An 18451-nucleotide genomic window follows, 5' to 3' on the forward strand; every position below is an offset into this window, starting at 1 on the left:
AAAGTAAGCTCGTTGCGTTTTCGTCGCAGCGAGCTTGATAGATCGAATGAAACTTAACCTTATTTCAGCAATTTATCCAAAACAACAGCCGCCTGCGCACGTGTCAACGATTGCTTCGGATGAAACTCATTGTTCGTTCCTGTCATAATGCCGGCTGCTTTCAGTGAGGCAACGGCTTCCTTGGCATGGGCGGCAATTTTTTCATCGTCCTTATAGACAGGCGCTTCAGCTGCAGTGATCTGTCCAACCGCCTTCAACACATTGTAGACCGCTACGGCGAATTCTTCACGCGTAATTGGTTTTGCGGCGCCGAATACTTTGTTGTTTAATGGACTGATGAACTGATTTGCCACTGCCCATGAAACAGCATCTTCTGTTGCAGATGCTTTTACATCATTGAAATTCGTAGTGTTTTTTGCCGGTGTACCCGCCAAACGGTGCAGCACCAATGCGGCATGTGAACGGCTAAACGGCTTGTTCGGTGCAAATGTTTTATCATTTACCCCGTTGAATAACCCGCGCTTTGTCACATTCGCGATCGCTTCTTTATCAGGGTGGTTTTCAATATCCTTAAATGCGGGCAGCTCTTCTTTTACATTTAACACCGTCACCGTACCGCTCACTTCATGGCCAACAATTAGCTGCGGCTTGTCTTCCTTCGTAATGACGGCCATTCCTTCTGGTGAAACATCACCTTTAATATCATCCGAGAAGTCCCGTAAGTTCAAATAGTCTACAAATTTTGCGCTTGCTGGATTTGTGATGTTGTACATCATGACACCACCGATACGCTCCAGCCCAATGTAGGCAAAGATTTCATCACCTATTTTGCCGATCTTTACATCTTCCGGCTCAGGACCTTTTTTGCCACTTCGGCTGTCCAGTTTCACATTCGTATTGCTTGCGTTAAAAAATTCAGGATGCTGCTGTGCGGTAATCTTTTCAAAATCGCTGCCGCTTTCGAATACGGCATCCATTGTCTCAGCATCAAAGATAGCAAATGAACGTGCACCGAAAATATAGTCCTGCCCTTCTGCAAAACCGTCGTAGCCGGACGTATCATATGTCACAATTTCTTCGTCTGTTTCGATTTCATTCAAATGGAAGTTTTCGCTCTGTTCTTCGCCCCATTCACGTCCATCGCCTTCATTGGCCGTAACGAGATAATCTTTGCCGTTAATCGTCACTGTTGCCATTCCATCGGGCATATAGATGCCGAAATAGTTTTCATTTTTAATCTCGATTTTACCGTCTTTCAATAAGTCGATTTCATTGCCGGGCTTGCTGTGGTCTTTGAAGCCAAGCCCTTTCACAGACACTACTTCATTTGACGTTAAATCAATTGTGGCAACGGCATTGTTTTCCTGTAACGCGACATACGCCATTGTGCTCGCTTCATTAACTGCTATGTATTCCGGTTCCAGGTCATCAGAAGGATTTGTATTTTTCTTTAAAATGACGTTGTCCGCAACGAGCTCAGCACGTTTTTCTGCTGTATCGAATGCTTCAAAGAAAAGCGTTTCTGCTGTTAATGCGTCAAAGCCGTTTGCTGTATCAATGACAGAAACGCTGCCTATCGGGTCAACTATATCCGCGCCATAGCCTTCACGCGGCTCCCCTTCATTTGCTGTTAGAAGCTTCGTCCCGTCCGTTGTGAATGTAATATTGTCCGGTTGGATGCCTACTTTTGTTGCGCATAGAAGCTTGCCATCCCCCGTTAGTACAACGGCATAACCGGCAGTATTGTAGCCTTCTGCCTGTACCGACACCGCAATTACATTTTCTTTCGGGTGTACCGTAATGCTTGTTAAATCACCGTATTCAAATGTTTGGTCGAATGTGGCAATTGTTTTGGCGATATCGATCGAAAGGAACGGCTTTAACGTCATGGCCTCATCTTTTATATAGTCAAGGGCGATTGCTTCAATTTTTTTCGTTTCGCCATTTACGGTATACGTTGAATGGGTGTGCGGATTGTACGCAACAATTTCCGTTGTACCGCCGTCTTCATTTTGTACACCGGAATCATAACGAGCATCCAAACTTAACGCTGCTTCTGCGACAATGGCAGGCGTAGTGACCGCCGCTCCAATAAGAGCCGCAGCTAGTAATTTCTTTGACATAGACAATATTCCACCTTTACATTTTTTCTTAGTGTAAGGGTGGAATATTAAGTTCATATGAATTAATTGTAAGAGATTGTAAGTATTATTCTACACCGCATGTAATTAAAGGCCTGGAAAGTAGAAAGTTCTGGCTCAAAAGTAGAAAGGACCGGGGCAAAAGTAGAACTCTGCGTCATGAATATAGAACGAGGACTGGCGAAAGTGGAACAAAGCGGCTCAAAAGTAGAAGGCTTCGGGATAAGTAGAAGATTCTAGCTTGAAAGTTGAACAGTCCGGTCCGAAAGTAGAACTTAGTACCTTATTGTAGAAAGTATATTGAGAAAAGCGGAACAAAGCCGCTCTTTTGAAGTAACCTGCACAATTTCCCCAAAAACAAGTACCAATTTCTAATTGTTTCATATGATTTATATGAAAGGGGGAGAAGGTTATCGTCTATACGGAAACGATTGATCTTCAAGGTCATTTATTTACTGCGGTAACGGTTCAATTACCTAAAACAACATTGCTGACGATTTCGAATGAGCATGGGTACATTATGTGTGGTGCACTCGATGTTGGTCTGTTAAATGAAAAGTTGGCCGATCGTAAAATCATTGCGGGTCGTGCAGTAGGTGTTCGAACGATTGATGACTTACTTAAAGCGCCACTGGAATCCGTCACATACGAAGCGAGAGCGTACGGCATTGAAGAAGGTATGATTGGCGAAGAAGCGTTATTAAAAATGATTTAGTTAAATTGTAAGTTCTCAGGTGATGAGCTCCACCCCAAACATGCTAAAAACCGCTCTTTCAATTTCTTGAAAAAGCGGTCTATCTATTTTTATTGACGTTATTACGTACAATTAGATTGCTTTATTATAATAGGAAGCTTTTGACCCTTTACTTCTTTTCACGGCTAGAAGCTCTTCTAATTTTTGAATATATTCACGGTCTGCTGATATTCTTGTAAGGCTTGTTAATAAATATGGTCTTAATCCGGAATTGATTTTTTGGCAACGCGCAAGATTGATCAAATACTTGGCCATCTTAAATGACTTTAAGTGCGTATGTCCATTTTTAAATTCCTTCTTCGTATTGACGACCATAAATTCCTGCTTGCGCCCTTTATAAAAAGGAATAATAATAAACTCATCTTTTTTGAAAATTTGATTCATATTATCCTCATCCTTTTCTCGAATATATTCAAAAACGACCTTTCACATACGGAGAAATAGTGATCACCCCGTTTCTCTTAATGCCCCTCCCGCCTCTCCTTTTTATTGGTCTTACTTTTCCTTACCCTATTTACCGGTTACTTTATTCCAAGTTCCATCCAAAAAGCACTTTTTTAGCTATTATTAACATTTCGAATATGTTTTTACATTTGGTTAATATAGGATATTACGGAAGGAATGCAAATGACAGGACAATTGCTTGCATTTCACTGAATTTTCTGTAAAATTAAATCAAGTTCTATTCATTCCCCGAATGTTTTGGTCGCACATAACATTTTCAGCGGATTGGATAGGGCTTTTCTTTATGATTTCCTCACTGGATAAATAAACGGAATTGTTTCGCCTATTTGGTATTTTACTGGTAAAATAAATAGAATAGACTGAAAACGCCATTCATTTTCCGGGAATACCGAATTCATTAAAAAGGCTACATTAAAAGTTACTGTCACTTTTAATGTAGCCCGTTTACGTAATTTTATTTTACGAATTTCATGTCTTGATGATTTTTCTACTTGGCTACTAAAAGCGCTGCCGCTTCCTCCAACGTCACCATATTCGTAATCATCGAGCATGCTGCATCTAGAATCGGGAATGCTAGTGCAGCACCCGATCCTTCTCCAAGTCTCATATTCATATGCAGCATTGGCTCTAATCCTAGAAGCTCAGCTGCAATTTTTGCACCGGGCTCTTCCGATAAATGTGACGGAATCAAATACGCTTTCACATTCGGATTTAACTTATAGGCGATTAATGCGGAAACCGTAGAAATGTACCCGTCAACAACGACCGGTACACGATTTGCTGCGCCTGCAAGGAAGATTCCGGCCATCCCGCAAATTTCCAGACCGCCTACTTTTGCCACAACATCAATCGGATCTTCGGCGTTCGGCTCATTCAAGGCAATCGCTTTTCGAATGACTTCGGCTTTATATTCGATTCCGCCAGCTCCGACACCAGCTCCAAAGCCTGTTACTGCCAGCGGATCACAGCCGTGAAGCACTGAAAGCACTGCAGCACTCGGTGTCGTATTCCCGATACCCATTTCCCCGGTACCAATGAGATTGATACCGTTTTGGATCGCTTCTGTTGCGACTTCAATTCCTACTTCAATCGCTTGAATCGCTTCTTCTCGTGTCATTGCTGGACCTTTCGCCATATTGTCTGTCCCGTATTTGACCTTTTTAATGATTACCCCAGCATCTTGAGGTAAATCTTCTTTGACACCGATATCTACCGGGATGACTTGTGCATTCGAAATTTTCGCAATCGTACACATCCCTGTCGTCCCTTTCGGAAATGATAATGTTTGGAAAACCGTTGTACTTTGCGGATTTGGCGTTACGCCTTCCTCATACACCCCGTGATCCGCAGCCATGACGATCACCGCTTTATTATCGATTTTAGGCGCAAGGTCACCCGTAATTGTGGCGATTTGCAGAGCTAGTGATTCGAGCTTCCCTAGGCTTTGCGGCGGTTTGGCTAAAGAGTCTATGTACGTACGTGCTTTTTCTTCCATTTGTCGGTCGATTTCTTGAATTTGATCAATTGTTTGCTGTAATAATTGCATGTTTCGTTTCCCCCATCTAAATGTATTTTTGACAATAAAAATAGCCTGCAGTTTATTCGATAACAAATAAACTACAGACATATCCAGTGTCTATAAACAGTAAGCATACTTAGGCAGGTCTCCTGGCTCAGATTCACAATTTCATAGCCCCTTCCCAGATGTAAATCCAGTGGGTTTTGCTATGAAACTCCTCTATACAGTGTTGGGATTACGCTAAAGCTTTTCACTTTATTCCCTATTCTCCCTTAACGGGCACCTAATGCTTGATGAATTTACCATTACTTTACGACGAACGACTTTTTTCGTCAAGGATGATTTTCAATAAGCAGGAATTAAAACGTTTTCTGATTCAGAATTCCTTAAATCTAAAAAAAGTCCACCTCCTGAGAATGTTGACTCATCAGAAATAATAATACGTTCGGGTTTTGTTTCTTTATTGTTCTTAACATCGAGACATGCAGAGGTTTGTAATGTGCATGCGAAATGAGTACGATATCAATATCCGGTAAGGTAATTCATCTAACAAATACTTTTCTGAATTTTCCCTTTTATCTCAAGGTAGTTTCATGTATACTAATATAAAATTGAATAGAAATAACTAGGGGAGTCCAATAAGTTGGGCTGAGAATGAAACACGTTGAAGTTTCTTGACTCTTGGGACCTGATCTGGATCATACCAGCGTGGGGAAGTTAGCATCGTATTATAGTAATACTACTTCTGTATACATATTAGCCGGGTCCGACCATTTATTGGACACCGGCTTTTTTATGTACTTCATAAGCTTTTTTAAGCTCCTCACTGTTGTGCTCTATCTCTTGTCCTTATATTCAAAAAAGGAGAGATTTATTATGTCAATGTCACCATCTTCATTAAACGAACAAAGTATTTCCATTATGTCTAACTTTTCGGGTAGCAATAAAGTATATGTAACAGGCTCTAGACCTGACATTAAGGTTCCAATGCGTGAAATCGAGTTAAGCCCGACAACTGGTACGTTTGGAGAAGAGGAAAATCCTCCAGTACGTGTGTATGACACCAGCGGACCTTATACAGACCCTGATTATTCTGTCGATATTACAAAAGGTCTCCCTGCCCTTCGCAGTACATGGATTCAAGAACGTGGCGATGTGGAGGAATATGATGGTCGTGAAATCAAGCCTGAGGATAATGGTTATAAAGATAAAAACGATCCTCGTACTAATCATAACGTGTTTCCTGGTTTAAAGCGGAAACCGTTACGGGCTAAAAAAGGGAAAAATATTACACAACTTCATTATGCACGAAAAGGAATTATCACGCCTGAAATGGAATTTATCGCAATTAGAGAAAATATGAAACCTGAATTCGTACGGGATGAAGTTGCAAAGGGTCGAGCGATTATTCCTTCTAATATCAACCATCCAGAATCAGAGCCCATGATAATAGGTCGTAACTTTCATGTAAAAATTAACGCGAATATTGGCAATTCTGCTGTTTCATCTTCCATCGAAGAAGAGGTTGAAAAAATGACATGGGCAACACGTTGGGGTGCTGATAATATTATGGACCTATCAACAGGTAAAAACATTCACACAACACGGGAATGGATTATTCGAAATTCGGCTGTTCCTGTCGGTACCGTACCTATTTATCAAGCACTAGAAAAAGTAAATGGTGTTGCTGAAGACCTAACATGGGAGGTTTACCGTGATACATTGATTGAACAAGCCGAACAAGGGGTGGATTACTTCACCATTCATGCAGGGGTTCTTTTACGGTATGTTCCGTTAACAGCAAAACGTTTAACAGGTATTGTATCCCGAGGTGGATCTATTATGGCACAATGGTGTCTTCACCATCATAAAGAAAATTTTTTATATACTCACTTTGAAGAAATCTGTGAAATCATGAAAACTTATGATGTTTCCTTCTCTTTAGGGGATGGCTTACGTCCTGGTTCCATTGCAGATGCCAATGATGAAGCTCAATTTGCGGAATTAGAAACTCTTGGAGAACTAACAAAAATTGCTTGGGAGCATGATGTACAGGTTATGGTTGAAGGACCGGGACACGTGCCAATGCACCTTATAAAAGAAAACATGGACAAACAACTGGAAGTTTGTAAGGAAGCTCCTTTCTATACTTTAGGCCCTCTTACAACTGATATAGCTCCTGGCTATGATCACATTACATCTGCTATTGGAGCTGCAATGATTGGTTGGTATGGGACAGCGATGCTTTGTTATGTAACGCCAAAAGAACATTTAGGTTTACCGAATAGAGATGATGTTCGTGTAGGGGTTGTCACTTATAAAATTGCTGCACATGCTGCTGATTTGGCAAAAGGGCATCCAGGAGCACATAAAAGAGATGATGCCTTATCAAAAGCTCGTTTTGAATTCCGTTGGAGAGATCAGTTTAATTTATCTTTAGATCCTGAACGTGCAATCGAATATCATGATGAAACTTTACCTGCTGAAGGTGCAAAAACAGCACATTTCTGTTCTATGTGTGGACCTAAATTTTGCAGTATGAGAATCTCTCAAGATATTCGTAATTTTGCAAAAGAAAAAGAACTTGATACGAAGGAAGCTATTGAAATAGGTATGAAGGAAAAAGCTGAACAGTTTAAGCAATCTGGTGGTAACATATATCAGTAACTTTCTTAGGGGGGCATTAGGATGAAGGTCGGAAAAATTGAAGAGGAAATTAATCAGCTCAAAACTCACCTTGCTGTTTTGGAGAAAAGTTTAAAAGAGATCCAGCAAAATTGTGATCATCATTTTAAAGGAAATCAATATCATGAAAAATGTATCAAGTGTAATAAAGTAAATGTTTTATATTATTAGTAAATAAAAAGTGTCATAAGAAATAAGAGATTCCATAAAAACCTTGCCTTAATTATTTTGTTAAGGCAAGGTTTTTTAACTTTAACAAGTAAAGATAGTTTAGAGGGTGAATTTTGGAGTGCCATCTCCTTCTGGAAATACTGGATCAATCTTTTCATTGAGGGCCATTTCTTCCTTTTCAATTTCGTTTTGCCTGCCTCAACATACAAAACATGGCAATAATCCTTTTTCCGAATATGAAAATCACAAATTTGAATTCTGCTGTTCTGCGCTGATGATAATCTTTCAAAGCATTTAACAAACCACCAATTACATTCGAAAGGTCTCCCCGATCGCTAACGATTTTAATTGTTCATTTTCTAAATTCGCATGCTGCCAATGAAAATGCAGCCGGTCTATCGCTTCCTTCGGTGTATCATCTGCCAGCATATACGCACCGTAATGCATCGGGATGAATACTTTTGCTCCGACATCACAAAACGCCTGGATTGCTTCTTCCGGTGTCACGTGGGATGCATGCATAAACCATTCCGGATCATATGCACCGATTGGCATTAGCGCTGTATGTATGTTGAAGCGTTCGCCAATATCTTTGAATCCCCGAAAATACCCGCTGTCTCCGGCGTAATAAATGCTTTGCGCATCTGACGCCGTTTGCAGTACAAATCCGCCCCAATGCGATGTATTCGTATCCCAAAGCATGCGTCTTGTCCAATGCTGAGCGGGAACGAAATGAATTTCAAGCGGTCCTGCCTCATGCTTTTCGTACCATGAAAGTTCGATAAAATGGTGCAGCTTGTGACGCTTCATTAAATAACCGAGCCCTTCTGGAATGATAAATAGGAGATTGGGATTTCGTTTTTTCAGCTTTTTTAGCGTCGGTATGTTCAGGTGATCATAATGTGCGTGCGATAAAAGTACGATATCAATTTCTGGCAGCTCATCTAACCGTAATCCCGGCTCGGTTAACCGTTTCGCCACACCCATCCAATATGCCCAAACCGGGTCTGTTAAAATATTGAGCCCTTCTTTTTGGACTAAAAAGGTTGAGTGGCCAATCCACGTAATAGACTGCTCCGTACGGTTATTTTTTAGAAACGCAATCTGCTTTTCTTCACACCGCGGTACTTCATAATCGACGACTTTCTTTTGCTTTGACCGCTGCCACTTCAGCACATCTTTAAATGTCCCGAGCCGATCATTTTGATCTAAATTGGAAAAGCGTTTCCTCATCGCAGCACTCTCCTACTTCTTAAAAGCTTAATTATATAAATTTCTACTATGATCAACCTGCTTTGGTTTCATTAATATCCTTGCATAAAGGTAAACCAAAAAACTCACCCAAGTCCCGAGGCCAGTAAAGTTGTTTGAAACTGGAATCGTTGAAGCGATATTTAAAATGCTCACAATATTTAATGTGTAAAATACTAGAATTCCAAATAACGAAGCTGTCATCACTTTATTTTTTCTTGCCATTTGTTTACGGAACAGCGCACTGCCAACGCCGTTTCCACTATGCTTTGTCTCTTTAATTTGTTTAATTAAAGCATAAATTAAACATGCAATAATGATTCCAACTACTGCAAATCCGATCATTTCATCCATTTTAATTATCCCCGTTTCACTGATCTCCCGAATAAAATTCCTTTATTTTATTCGGCAAGATTTTACTCATAATGATTACTGCCAAAGCCAAGCCAATCAATATCAATACAATTCCCAAAAGGTTATTTAACCATGTGATTTCAACCATATCTGTTATGCTGGAACCACCTATAATGATGAAAACAGCTCCAGCCCATGCCAATAAAAAACCGGCGCCAAATTGTAGCCATTCTTTTTTCGACAGCTGTTTAAAAATCGCCCTATATTTATAAAATCTCCTAATCGCAAAGATTAACAAAAACCCTGTTAGAATATATCCAATCATCACAATCCCCCTGCTTTAAATTGTTTATGTATGATGATCCAACGCGTCTTTACTTTTAAAATGTTTGATTGTCGCCCATAACGAGACGATAAACAAAAACGAAAACAGGATAAAAGAAATCCCCGCTAACCACTTAGCAACGATTGACGTTGGATTAATAATAAGCTGGATATTTTTTAACAAAAAACCTGCACACATAATTTGAGCTATGATTAAGCTAATACATATAGAAATCGCCTTTGAATTCTTTTGTGCCATAACCGCTCCCTTATTTAGTTATTATTTTACTATGCTAACATATTCTCCTAACACTAGGTAGTATGGAAACCAGCTCATAAAATTCGCCGCGCCCTTCAACAAATAAAAAAACCGGCATGAATTTCTCTATGCCGGTTTCACTCAAATCAATTAAGTATTTCCTTACTCGTTCCATACACTTTCACGAGGTTGCGTCCTTCTTCCTTCGCCGCATATAAAGCGGTATCTGCTTTATGCAATAGCTGATATAGTGTCTCTTCTGTCCAGTCTTTCACTTCCGCAACACCAATACTTAACGTAGCCGAAAGATTACCCGCTTCCGTCATGAGTGGTGCCTTCTCAACGGCACCCCGAAGTCGGTCGGCTAATGTTATACCCTCAGCTTCTTTATATCCCTTCAGTGCAATGACGAATTCTTCCCCGCCATAACGAGCAAAGAAATGCCCTTCCTGCAATTGTGTTTGGCAAACCTTCACGACATGTACGAGCAGTTGGTCCCCAACATGATGCCCATACGTATCATTCACTCGTTTAAAATAATCGATATCCATCAAGAGGACCGTAAATGGCAAACCTGTTTCTCTAGCTGCCTCAAAATCCTGCTCGCTTTGCTGTATAAATGCGCGCCGGTTATAAATCTTAGTCAGCTCATCATTATATGCCTGCTGCTCCAATTTTTCCTGCAGCCTTTTAACCTCCGTAATATCCGTAAAAACTAACAACAACCCTTTTCTATTTCTTGCTTGATCTAATGAAGTAATCCGGACTTGATAAATCCGTTCCATCCCTTCAGAACATAACTTTATTTCTTGGGTGGCGACTCCATCGGCAACTAATTTGAATGGCAGGGCCTCCCCAGTCTGTTCCTTCCAAAACTTCACAAAGTTATTGCCGAACATCGATTTGTTCAAATTCGGCATCATCGCTTTTGATGCTTGATTGAACTCGATAAGACGGTATGATTCATCCAGTACGATGGCTCCATCATTGATACTATTATAGATCGTATCTTTCGCAATCGGCATAATCCGAAACAGCCGAGATGAGTTAATCGCCCATAAATATAATAATGAAGAAAGCCATAAAATCATCGGTACAGGATCTACTCCTGCCGGTGTGAGTCCGTTCAAATAAAGAAATGCTGTCAAAATTGGAACTAGCTGACCAAACATTAACGCGATCAATTGTGGACGGTATGCCTTCGCCGTTTCCTTCCAATGAGAGAGCAACAGTAAAAAGGCGACAAACATGCTGGCAAATGTGTAGACACCGTGCACCATATACCACATGCCGATTTCCTGGTAAACGAAAGGTGCTCCTAAATTCGGGTCCAGCTCAAATACGCGATAATGAAGATGATGCCAGTGATTTGTCGCTACCATAATAATTGTAATAAACGGAATAAGAAGTATGAGCATGCTTCTTCTAAACGACAGCTTAAATCCTAAATAGCTCATAACATACAATAAACCTAATGTTGCTGACGTGGGCATCCCGATGTAGAGAATGGTGTTCCAGAAACTGATTTGTTCAAGCGTCGTTGATATTAAAGTCATAGCCGAAGCAAAACAGTAAATGCTAATGGCAGCTGTATAGAAAATAAAATAATTTGCGATATTCGTATATTTATGACGTTTGCTAAAGGCATAGAGACATAAGTACAAATTCAATACGCCTGACGTACAAACAAGCGTAATATACATGGTCAATTGCGAACCCATTATTGGTTTACCCTCTCTTAATTAACACTTTTCTCTTATAATGTAGCACATTATAAAAAATAAATGGATATTTTATTGATATAATAAGTGTAGAATTAGGGGCTATCGTACCAAGATACGGGAATTTTTTCCTGTATTTTAACGACTTGAATTTGCACCCAGCTTTATGGGCGTTAATTTAATTGCATTTTTTCAATACGCGCTGCTTGAATACGTTTGCCAATGATGCCATATACAATTGTCATCAACACAACACTAGCGACCATCACTGAAATACTAGGGACAATAAACGCTTTACTCATGGAGAAAATGACTTCTGTACGGAACCAGCTTTGGAACGGTATACCAAGACCTAAAAGTACAGCGAAGAATCCGATTTTCACCAAAATATGCTTCCCTTTCATTTTACCAATCATCGCATTAATAAATAAACGTAATAACGCCAATCCCGATCCAACAAAATAGAATGTCACTAAATATCCTTTCACCGCTTCATCTAAAATAAATGCTTTCCCCACAAATCCGATTAATATAATACTAGCAATTGCCATTAATAGTTTTGATAATTTACTCATTGTTTGCTTCCTCCTCAAAATTGAACATACTGTTCATTTCCGTGCTTTAATTGTAAGACGGAAGCAAAGATGTAGCAATGCACAATATTCAACAATCTGTTGATTTTTCATTTTACCCCTTTCACTGTTTCCATTATTAATAGAAAATTCCAAAAAATAAATTGCTAGATTAACACTATAAAATAGTCATATTCCTTTACTTATATCCTAATTTCATACAGAATGATTGTTAAATAGGAAGTTAATATTAGATAAAAATGTTTAAACCTATACAAATCAATATGTAATAAGTGACCATTTGAAGGGAGTGCTATTTCATGATTCAAAATACGTTTAAACGTAATAACGTACATATTCGAGGTAAAGGTAAAAAGCCTATAATATTCGCTGCTGGATTTGGTTGCGACCAAACGGTATGGAATGATGTTTTTCCTGCTTTTGAAGAGGATTATCAGGTGATTTTATTTGATTATGTCGGGTTTGGAAATTCAGATATTACCGCTTTTGACCTTATTAAATATGGTGAACTGTCCGGTTATGTGCAGGATCTTTTAGATGTTTGTGAGACGCTCGATTTAAAAGAAGCTATTTTTGTCGGTCACTCAGTAAGCAGTATGATTGGTTTATTGGCTTCGTTATCGAAACCGGAGTATTTCTCACAACTGATCATGATCGCTCCATCGCCAAGTTATATAAATGAGCCTCCTGCATACTACGGGGGTTTTGAAAAGAAAGACTTACTCAATTTAATGGATCTGATGGAAAAAAATTATATCGGTTGGGCAAATGCTTTCTCGATTACATTATTAAACAACACAGCAAAAACAGGTGTGGCAAAAGATTTGGAAGATCGTTTCTGTTCAACCGACCCTTTATTTGCCAATACTTTTGCAAAGGCTTGTTTCTTTACTGATAATCGTAAAGATATTACGAAAGCTACTGTACCTTCCCTTATTTTACAATGCTCGGAAGACGTCATTGCGCCAAGGGTAGTTGGCGAGTACTTACATGCGAATATGCCAAACAGTACGATTGCCTATATGAATGCAATCGGTCACTGTCCACATATGAGCGATCCAGAGGAAACAATTCATTTGATTAAAAATTACTTATTGGAGCAATCTGTGCCCCTTATCGGTGAGGGCGTGGAATATATAAATGGATGAACTCATAGAAAACGCTCCGTGCGGATTTATCACTTTATCTTCAGAAGGTGAAATTCTTAATATAAATAAGACATTGCTAAATTTGCTGCACTATCAATCATCTGAGCATCTTATAGGAAAACATTTTAATGTGCTGTTATCTCCTTCCTCTCAGATTTTTTGTCAGCTTTATTTAGTGCCACTGATTAAAGTGAAGCAGGCTGTAGAGGAAATGTTCCTGACATTACTAACCCTAATGAAAGAAGAAATTCCTATATTATTAAATGCATCTTTCCACGATAATCATCAGTTAACCTGTGTCATCTTTCCGGTCCGTAATCGCAGTGCATTGGAAGACGCACTCATCAATGCCAGAAAATTGACCGAAGATGCTTACTTAGAAAAAGAACAGGCTCTTTTAGAACTGGAAAGAAAGCAAAAGGATCTACTGCAGGCCAATCAAATCAACACGAAAATCATGTGGGAAACTGAACGTGATTTACAGATTGCCAAAAAAATTCAGGAAACCGCATTAACGAAAGATATTACTAATGACAATATTGAGATTCTGTCTTATTACCGTGCTTCCAAATCATTATCAGGCGATATTTTTGGATTTTATCAAGTAACGCCACAAAAATACGCGATTATTTTATTGGATGTTATGGGGCATGGGGTTTCATCGGCATTAATTACGATGTCGCTTCAATCGATGTTCCAGAAGTTAATATCACGGGAAGCAGCGCCTGAAAGCGTATTGCAGGAGCTGGACCAGTACTTGCACGATTTATTTCAAAACAACCAGGATGCATGGCATTACTGTACAGCAATCTATTTAAATATCGATATTAGCACACAGACGATTGAATATATTAATGCAGGCCACCCTCCTGCCATCCTACAGGAAGACAATGGTGCACAGCATGAGCTAGGTGCAACCAATCCACCATTAGGAACATTTGAAAATATACTTTTTAAATCGAGAAAGTTAAACTATGAACGCGGGGCCAGAATTCTTTTGTATACAGACGGCGTTTCAGAAGCTTTTGAGTTAAACACTTTAAATCATTTATTGAACGAATCCATCTCCAGTCCATTAGCACAGTCAAAAGAGATCATACAGAGTGCACTCGAAAACAAGGAAAATATATATAGTAATTACAATAACGATGACCAATGTTTTATATTGGTTGGGTTATGATTGAAAAAACAGTGGGAGAGGCTTCCACTGTTTTTTCATTTTCCAACTAGCTGCAATTATCTCCCCTATCGTTCCCCGTTCTAAATACATCATGTAGCATTTACCAAAACAGCAATCAAAATGAAGGATAATAACAATACGTATCCGAAATATTAAACATATGGAGGTGCTTAGGTATGAAGCAATTCATTTTAATATTAAGTGTCATTTTGTTAACTGCTTGTTCAAATGAAACACATTCTATTTACGGTGAAATAAAATCTATTGAAGCAGATCACATCAATATTGGATGTTCAGATTTAGTTAGAAAATTGGATAAGAGCAAAGATGATATCGGTTATTCTTGTGCTATTAAAATAACCGACGAAACGATGATTAAAACTCAAGCTGGCGATGCATTAACATTTGAGGAATTAGCTGAAAATAATGAGGTTTCAGTATATATGGAAGAGCCCATAACATTAAGCGCTGTTTCTGAAAGGCTAACATTCAAAGCTAAAGAAATAACGGTATTCGAAAACAAGTAATAAAAGCTTAGAAGTACAATGTGATTCAAGGGCATTGGGGAACGTTTTACGAAAGTTTTATATGAATTAGGCAATATTTAAATACTGTATTATTAAGTATAAATGATGTTCATGGAAAAGATGCTTTTCTAAATAATTGAACTCGACCCAACGCATTGTTTCTTTTTCAATCGGTTCAGCTACCTTTTCTAGCAGCTCACAAACGTAAAGTATTCCAATATTATGTTGAGAATCTTTAGGATATTTTTCAGAAACCCAATGTCTTTCAGCTTTACCTATAACTTCAACGATTTGGATTGCATGACCTGTTTCTTCAATACTTTCTCTTAATAATGCAATTTCAGGAGATTCTTTTTCTTCTACGCCTCCCCCAACCAAAAATAAATTTCCGTCAATATCTTCTACACATAAAAATTGTCGAAGATCATTTTGAATAACTGCATATGCTCCAGTTCTTTTCGAATAATTCAAATCATAATTACGCTTCCCAAAACTTTTCATAGATACCCTCCAATTTGGAATTTAAGGTAAATATTATAACATTAAATTCATTACCAAAGAATCGTTTGGTACCATTTCATAATACATCTGATTCCAAAATCTTTTTTGGGGTTACTTCTATTTTTTCTTAACATGGTCAGTGTATAAATCTAATGCTACCCTTGTGCAGCCAATCGGGCGTGACTCTTGAAAAAGAATTGCGTTTTTTTCAGTTTTAGTATCATATTATTGAGTACTTTTCTGGTTTATCGTTTGACGATGTTTGTTAAAAAAATAGTGTTATAATCAATAATAAATAACAGAATATAGGAGGTTGAGATTATGAAATACAAGCTTTGGAATGGTGCCTCAGCTATTATAATTAAAGACAACCGTGTATTAATGATACGTACAATAGATTCTAATAGTTGGAGCATACCTTCAGGGGGAGTAGAAGATGGCGAAACCGTAGAGGAAGCTTGCATACGTGAAGTTGCAGAAGAAACTGGTTATGAAGTTAAGATAGTTAAAGAGTTACATACAAAAAAGACAATTGTTAAAGAATATAAAGTAACAACACAATATTTTTTATGTGAAATAACTGGTGGTGATATTCAATATAAAGACCCAGACGAAGAAATTGAAGAAATTTCATGGATGAATCGTAATGAAATTTCAAAATTAATTTATACATACCCTGAAGATCAAGAAGTTATTGAACAACTATTATCATCTTAAAAAATCTTCATCAATTGAGCTCTTTTCTTTATTAAGAATTGTAGAAGGAAGAGTAGATTCTAATCAAAAGGAGAAAATGATGAACTATATTAAATCACTTAGAAGTATTATCGGAACAAGGCCAATTATCGCTCCTGGTTCAGCAATAATTGTGATGAGTAAGGAGAATGAATTATTACTACAATTACGTTCAGACACAAAAAATTGGGGAATTCCAGGGGGCGGGATGGAGTTGGGCGATAGTTTTGAAGAGACAGCTAAAAAAGAATTGTATGAAGAAACGGGGCTTATTACAAATCATTTAGAAATTTTAGGAGTAGCTTCTGGTAAGGAGTTTTATTATAAATTTCCTCATGGGGATGAGATCTACAATGCCACTGTAATCTTTAAGGCTAGCAAGATAACCGGAAATATAAAAAAAGACGAAGAAAGTTTGGAACTGGCTTACTTCCCATTAGATTCTTTACCAGAATTAAATTATACTACCCAAAAGATTTTAGAAAAGATTGGATACATAAAGTAATATTGTACGGTTGTAGGACCAGATTGTTGAAGAACATGCTTTTATGAAGGTTACAAACGACGCCTTGATAAGGGTTTCATTTTGGAGGATATTTATAAGTTTTTAAGTGTGTGTGATTTATCAATCTAACTTCAGGCCCAGAAGAAATTTCATATGTCATTCGGTCCTTCCCTACTGGAATCCATTGCCCTCCATCGGTAGGTTCTATTTCAAACGTAATTTGCAATTGGAAGCCACGAAAGTCATTAACTCTTTTTGTTTCTACCACTTCAATTTTCCAAGGTGTAACATGAGGTGAAACATCCGTTAAAATCTTCGGATAATAATAGTCAGTCAAATCTTTTTCAATATAGGGAGTAAGCATTAGCATTAGCATATCCTGTAATTGAAGTTCATTAGAGTCTTCTGTTGGATCATCTGATGAAACTGTTGCTGATTGAGAAGTAATAAGAGTTAGAAATAGTATAAAAACTAAAAATAGCTTTTTCATTCTTTCAATTCACCTCTTTAGACTTTACCTATATATTGTATTATCACCTTTTACGAATAAAGTATGTGGTTATTCATTATCAGATCTGCAACTTATATTAAATATAGAGGAGAGAAATAGGTGAAGACAAATAAAGAAACAATTTGGGAAACAATAAAAGATACTTTTGCTTATATAAAGTACCTCACTCTTTCCAAGGAGAGAAAAATTGAAGGTAATATAAATTTAGTTCAGAAAAATATTGGTTCCAAGAATTTATAATTAATAATCCATCTATACTCAATTTAATAAAAGAAGATAAAGAAATCAGGCAATATTTTTCATCGAGAAAAATGGTTAGGAAATTGCTAAGGGATAAAAACGAACGGAAGCTTTTTAAAGAGCTACTAACCGATAGATTATATGAATGATATTCAACAATCTGGCGCTTTCCTTGAATAGGCAAAGCTGATTAAATATTATTGAGCTGCATATAGGGCTCTTATTAAACGTGAGTAATTTTAAATTTGGGGGATTTATATGTCATTTGAACAATGCCAAAATGTTACTTCTCTAATGGGAAAATTTAATAAAACATGGTTCATTGCTGGTGGGTGGGCGATTGATCTTTTTATGGGGAAAGAAACAAGAGAACACAAAGATATAGAGATTGCTATATTTCGAAAAGATCAAATAGATTTAAAAGCGTACCTAAAAGAATGGGATTTTAAGAAAGTAATTAAAAGTGAATTCCTTAAGTGGGAAAATGAATTTTTAGAGCTACCTATTCACGAAATACATGCTTCCAATAAGTTAAATGGAGATAAAATTGAAGTTCTTCTAAATGAAGTGAAAGATAATGTTTGGACATTCAGAAGAGATTTGAGGATTTCATCACCATTAAATTCAGTGTGGAGTTATTCTGAAACGGGGATTCCCTATCTAAATCCAGAAATAGTCCTTTTATATAAGGCGAAGAATACAAGAGAAAAAGACCATCAAGATTTTATTACAGTAAAAGACCATCTTGATAATATGAAGAGACAATGGCTCAAATCTGCACTTGAACTTCATGAACCCGACCATAAATGGATTCAGCAACTTGCATAAAAATGCTGTATAAACAGCTTCCAATAAAAAATCGATAAA

At 37.9% G+C, this 18451-nt stretch carries 21 protein-coding genes and 2 riboswitches; of the genes, 10 read left to right on the forward strand and 11 right to left on the reverse strand.

Annotated elements, in window-relative coordinates:
• Nucleotides 1-59: 59 nt before the first annotated feature.
• Nucleotides 60-2123, reverse strand: a complete 2064-nt coding sequence (locus tag CBM15_RS12110; protein WP_087617726.1) for a choice-of-anchor I family protein — start codon at nt 2121-2123, stop codon at nt 60-62.
• A 430-nt stretch (nt 2124-2553) separates the two neighbouring features.
• Between CBM15_RS12110 and CBM15_RS12115 the strand changes: the two genes are divergently transcribed.
• Nucleotides 2554-2856 carry a YunC family protein gene (locus CBM15_RS12115; RefSeq protein WP_065216841.1) on the forward strand — a complete coding sequence of 101 codons (303 nt, stop codon included), beginning with the start codon at nt 2554-2556 and terminating at the stop codon, nt 2854-2856.
• A gap of 111 nt (nt 2857-2967) precedes the next feature.
• Here the strand turns inward: CBM15_RS12115 and CBM15_RS12120 are convergent, their stop codons facing one another.
• On the reverse strand, nt 2968-3279 hold the full coding sequence (locus CBM15_RS12120; protein ID WP_008405307.1) for a hypothetical protein: 312 nt from the start codon (nt 3277-3279) through the stop codon (nt 2968-2970).
• Nucleotides 3280-3847: 568 nt separating this feature from the next.
• Entirely contained in the window at nt 3848-4906 is a 1059-nt protein-coding gene (cobT, locus tag CBM15_RS12125; protein WP_087617727.1) for a nicotinate-nucleotide--dimethylbenzimidazole phosphoribosyltransferase, read from the reverse strand.
• A gap of 95 nt (nt 4907-5001) precedes the next feature.
• A riboswitch (cobalamin riboswitch) is annotated at nt 5002-5181 on the reverse strand.
• Between the two features lie 315 nt (nt 5182-5496).
• Nucleotides 5497-5611, forward strand: a riboswitch (TPP riboswitch).
• A gap of 150 nt (nt 5612-5761) precedes the next feature.
• Here cobT and thiC point away from each other — a divergent pair.
• Together thiC and CBM15_RS12135 are read left to right on the forward strand one after the other, a co-directional pair.
• On the forward strand, nt 5762-7546 hold the full coding sequence (gene thiC, locus CBM15_RS12130; protein WP_087617837.1) for a phosphomethylpyrimidine synthase ThiC: 1785 nt from the start codon (nt 5762-5764) through the stop codon (nt 7544-7546).
• A 21-nt stretch (nt 7547-7567) separates the two neighbouring features.
• A complete protein-coding gene (locus tag CBM15_RS12135; protein WP_065216839.1) occupies nt 7568-7735 on the forward strand; it encodes a serine protease in 168 nt (55 codons plus the stop codon).
• Nucleotides 7736-8044: 309 nt separating this feature from the next.
• Here the strand turns inward: CBM15_RS12135 and CBM15_RS12145 are convergent, their stop codons facing one another.
• From CBM15_RS12145 to CBM15_RS12170, 6 genes are all read right to left on the reverse strand, one after another.
• Nucleotides 8045-8968, reverse strand: a complete 924-nt coding sequence (locus tag CBM15_RS12145) for an MBL fold metallo-hydrolase (protein WP_087617729.1) — start codon at nt 8966-8968, stop codon at nt 8045-8047.
• Nucleotides 8969-8995: 27 nt separating this feature from the next.
• Nucleotides 8996-9340 carry a 4-aminobutyrate aminotransferase gene (locus CBM15_RS12150; RefSeq protein ID WP_087617730.1) on the reverse strand — a complete coding sequence of 115 codons (345 nt, stop codon included), beginning with the start codon at nt 9338-9340 and terminating at the stop codon, nt 8996-8998.
• 16 nt (nt 9341-9356) lie between these two features.
• On the reverse strand, nt 9357-9665 hold the full coding sequence (locus tag CBM15_RS12155) for a hypothetical protein (protein WP_087617731.1): 309 nt from the start codon (nt 9663-9665) through the stop codon (nt 9357-9359).
• Nucleotides 9666-9689: 24 nt separating this feature from the next.
• Entirely contained in the window at nt 9690-9923 is a 234-nt protein-coding gene (locus CBM15_RS12160) for a hypothetical protein (protein WP_087617732.1), read from the reverse strand.
• Nucleotides 9924-10069: 146 nt separating this feature from the next.
• Complete coding sequence (locus CBM15_RS12165) at nt 10070-11644, reverse strand: histidine kinase N-terminal 7TM domain-containing diguanylate cyclase (RefSeq protein ID WP_087617733.1); 1575 nt, start codon at nt 11642-11644, stop codon at nt 10070-10072.
• 173 nt (nt 11645-11817) lie between these two features.
• Nucleotides 11818-12219, reverse strand: a complete 402-nt coding sequence (locus tag CBM15_RS12170) for an MFS transporter permease (protein ID WP_087617734.1) — start codon at nt 12217-12219, stop codon at nt 11818-11820.
• A gap of 317 nt (nt 12220-12536) precedes the next feature.
• Here CBM15_RS12170 and CBM15_RS12175 point away from each other — a divergent pair, with 317 nt between their 5' ends.
• The 3 genes from CBM15_RS12175 to CBM15_RS12185 all read left to right on the forward strand — a co-directional run bounded on the left by CBM15_RS12175 (nt 12537) and on the right by CBM15_RS12185 (nt 15092).
• Nucleotides 12537-13385 carry an alpha/beta fold hydrolase gene (locus CBM15_RS12175; RefSeq protein ID WP_087617735.1) on the forward strand — a complete coding sequence of 283 codons (849 nt, stop codon included), beginning with the start codon at nt 12537-12539 and terminating at the stop codon, nt 13383-13385.
• Complete coding sequence (locus tag CBM15_RS12180; protein WP_087617736.1) at nt 13378-14565, forward strand: SpoIIE family protein phosphatase; 1188 nt, start codon at nt 13378-13380, stop codon at nt 14563-14565. The genes CBM15_RS12175 and CBM15_RS12180 overlap by 8 nt, the downstream gene beginning before the upstream one ends.
• A gap of 176 nt (nt 14566-14741) precedes the next feature.
• Nucleotides 14742-15092: a hypothetical protein gene (locus CBM15_RS12185; RefSeq protein ID WP_087617737.1), complete on the forward strand. Its 351-nt coding sequence runs from the start codon at nt 14742-14744 to the stop codon at nt 15090-15092.
• A 66-nt stretch (nt 15093-15158) separates the two neighbouring features.
• On the opposite strand, the gene CBM15_RS12190 is transcribed toward CBM15_RS12185, so the two are convergent.
• The gene (locus CBM15_RS12190) at nt 15159-15593 is read right to left on the reverse strand and encodes an NUDIX domain-containing protein (RefSeq protein WP_087617738.1); all 435 of its coding nucleotides are present in this window, start codon (nt 15591-15593) and stop codon (nt 15159-15161) included.
• 321 nt (nt 15594-15914) lie between these two features.
• Between CBM15_RS12190 and CBM15_RS12195 the strand changes: the two genes are divergently transcribed.
• Together CBM15_RS12195 and CBM15_RS12200 are read left to right on the forward strand one after the other, a co-directional pair.
• Nucleotides 15915-16310 (forward strand): NUDIX hydrolase, encoded by a 396-nt coding sequence (locus CBM15_RS12195; protein WP_087617739.1) that lies wholly within the window; start codon nt 15915-15917, stop codon nt 16308-16310.
• Nucleotides 16311-16389: 79 nt separating this feature from the next.
• Nucleotides 16390-16833 (forward strand): NUDIX hydrolase, encoded by a 444-nt coding sequence (locus CBM15_RS12200; RefSeq protein WP_087617740.1) that lies wholly within the window; start codon nt 16390-16392, stop codon nt 16831-16833.
• A 76-nt stretch (nt 16834-16909) separates the two neighbouring features.
• On the opposite strand, the gene CBM15_RS12205 is transcribed toward CBM15_RS12200, so the two are convergent.
• Nucleotides 16910-17323, reverse strand: a complete 414-nt coding sequence (locus CBM15_RS12205) for a DUF3888 domain-containing protein (RefSeq protein WP_087617741.1) — start codon at nt 17321-17323, stop codon at nt 16910-16912.
• A 120-nt stretch (nt 17324-17443) separates the two neighbouring features.
• Between CBM15_RS12205 and CBM15_RS19290 the strand changes: the two genes are divergently transcribed.
• Together CBM15_RS19290 and CBM15_RS12210 are read left to right on the forward strand one after the other, a co-directional pair.
• Nucleotides 17444-17584 (forward strand): hypothetical protein, encoded by a 141-nt coding sequence (locus CBM15_RS19290; RefSeq protein ID WP_158100209.1) that lies wholly within the window; start codon nt 17444-17446, stop codon nt 17582-17584.
• 258 nt (nt 17585-17842) lie between these two features.
• Nucleotides 17843-18412 carry a nucleotidyltransferase domain-containing protein gene (locus CBM15_RS12210; protein ID WP_087617742.1) on the forward strand — a complete coding sequence of 190 codons (570 nt, stop codon included), beginning with the start codon at nt 17843-17845 and terminating at the stop codon, nt 18410-18412.
• The last annotated feature ends 39 nt before the right edge of the window (nt 18413-18451 follow it).

Origin of the sequence: Solibacillus kalamii (assembly GCF_002174535.1) — a bacterium.
GTDB lineage: Bacteria > Bacillota > Bacilli > Bacillales_A > Planococcaceae > Solibacillus > Solibacillus silvestris.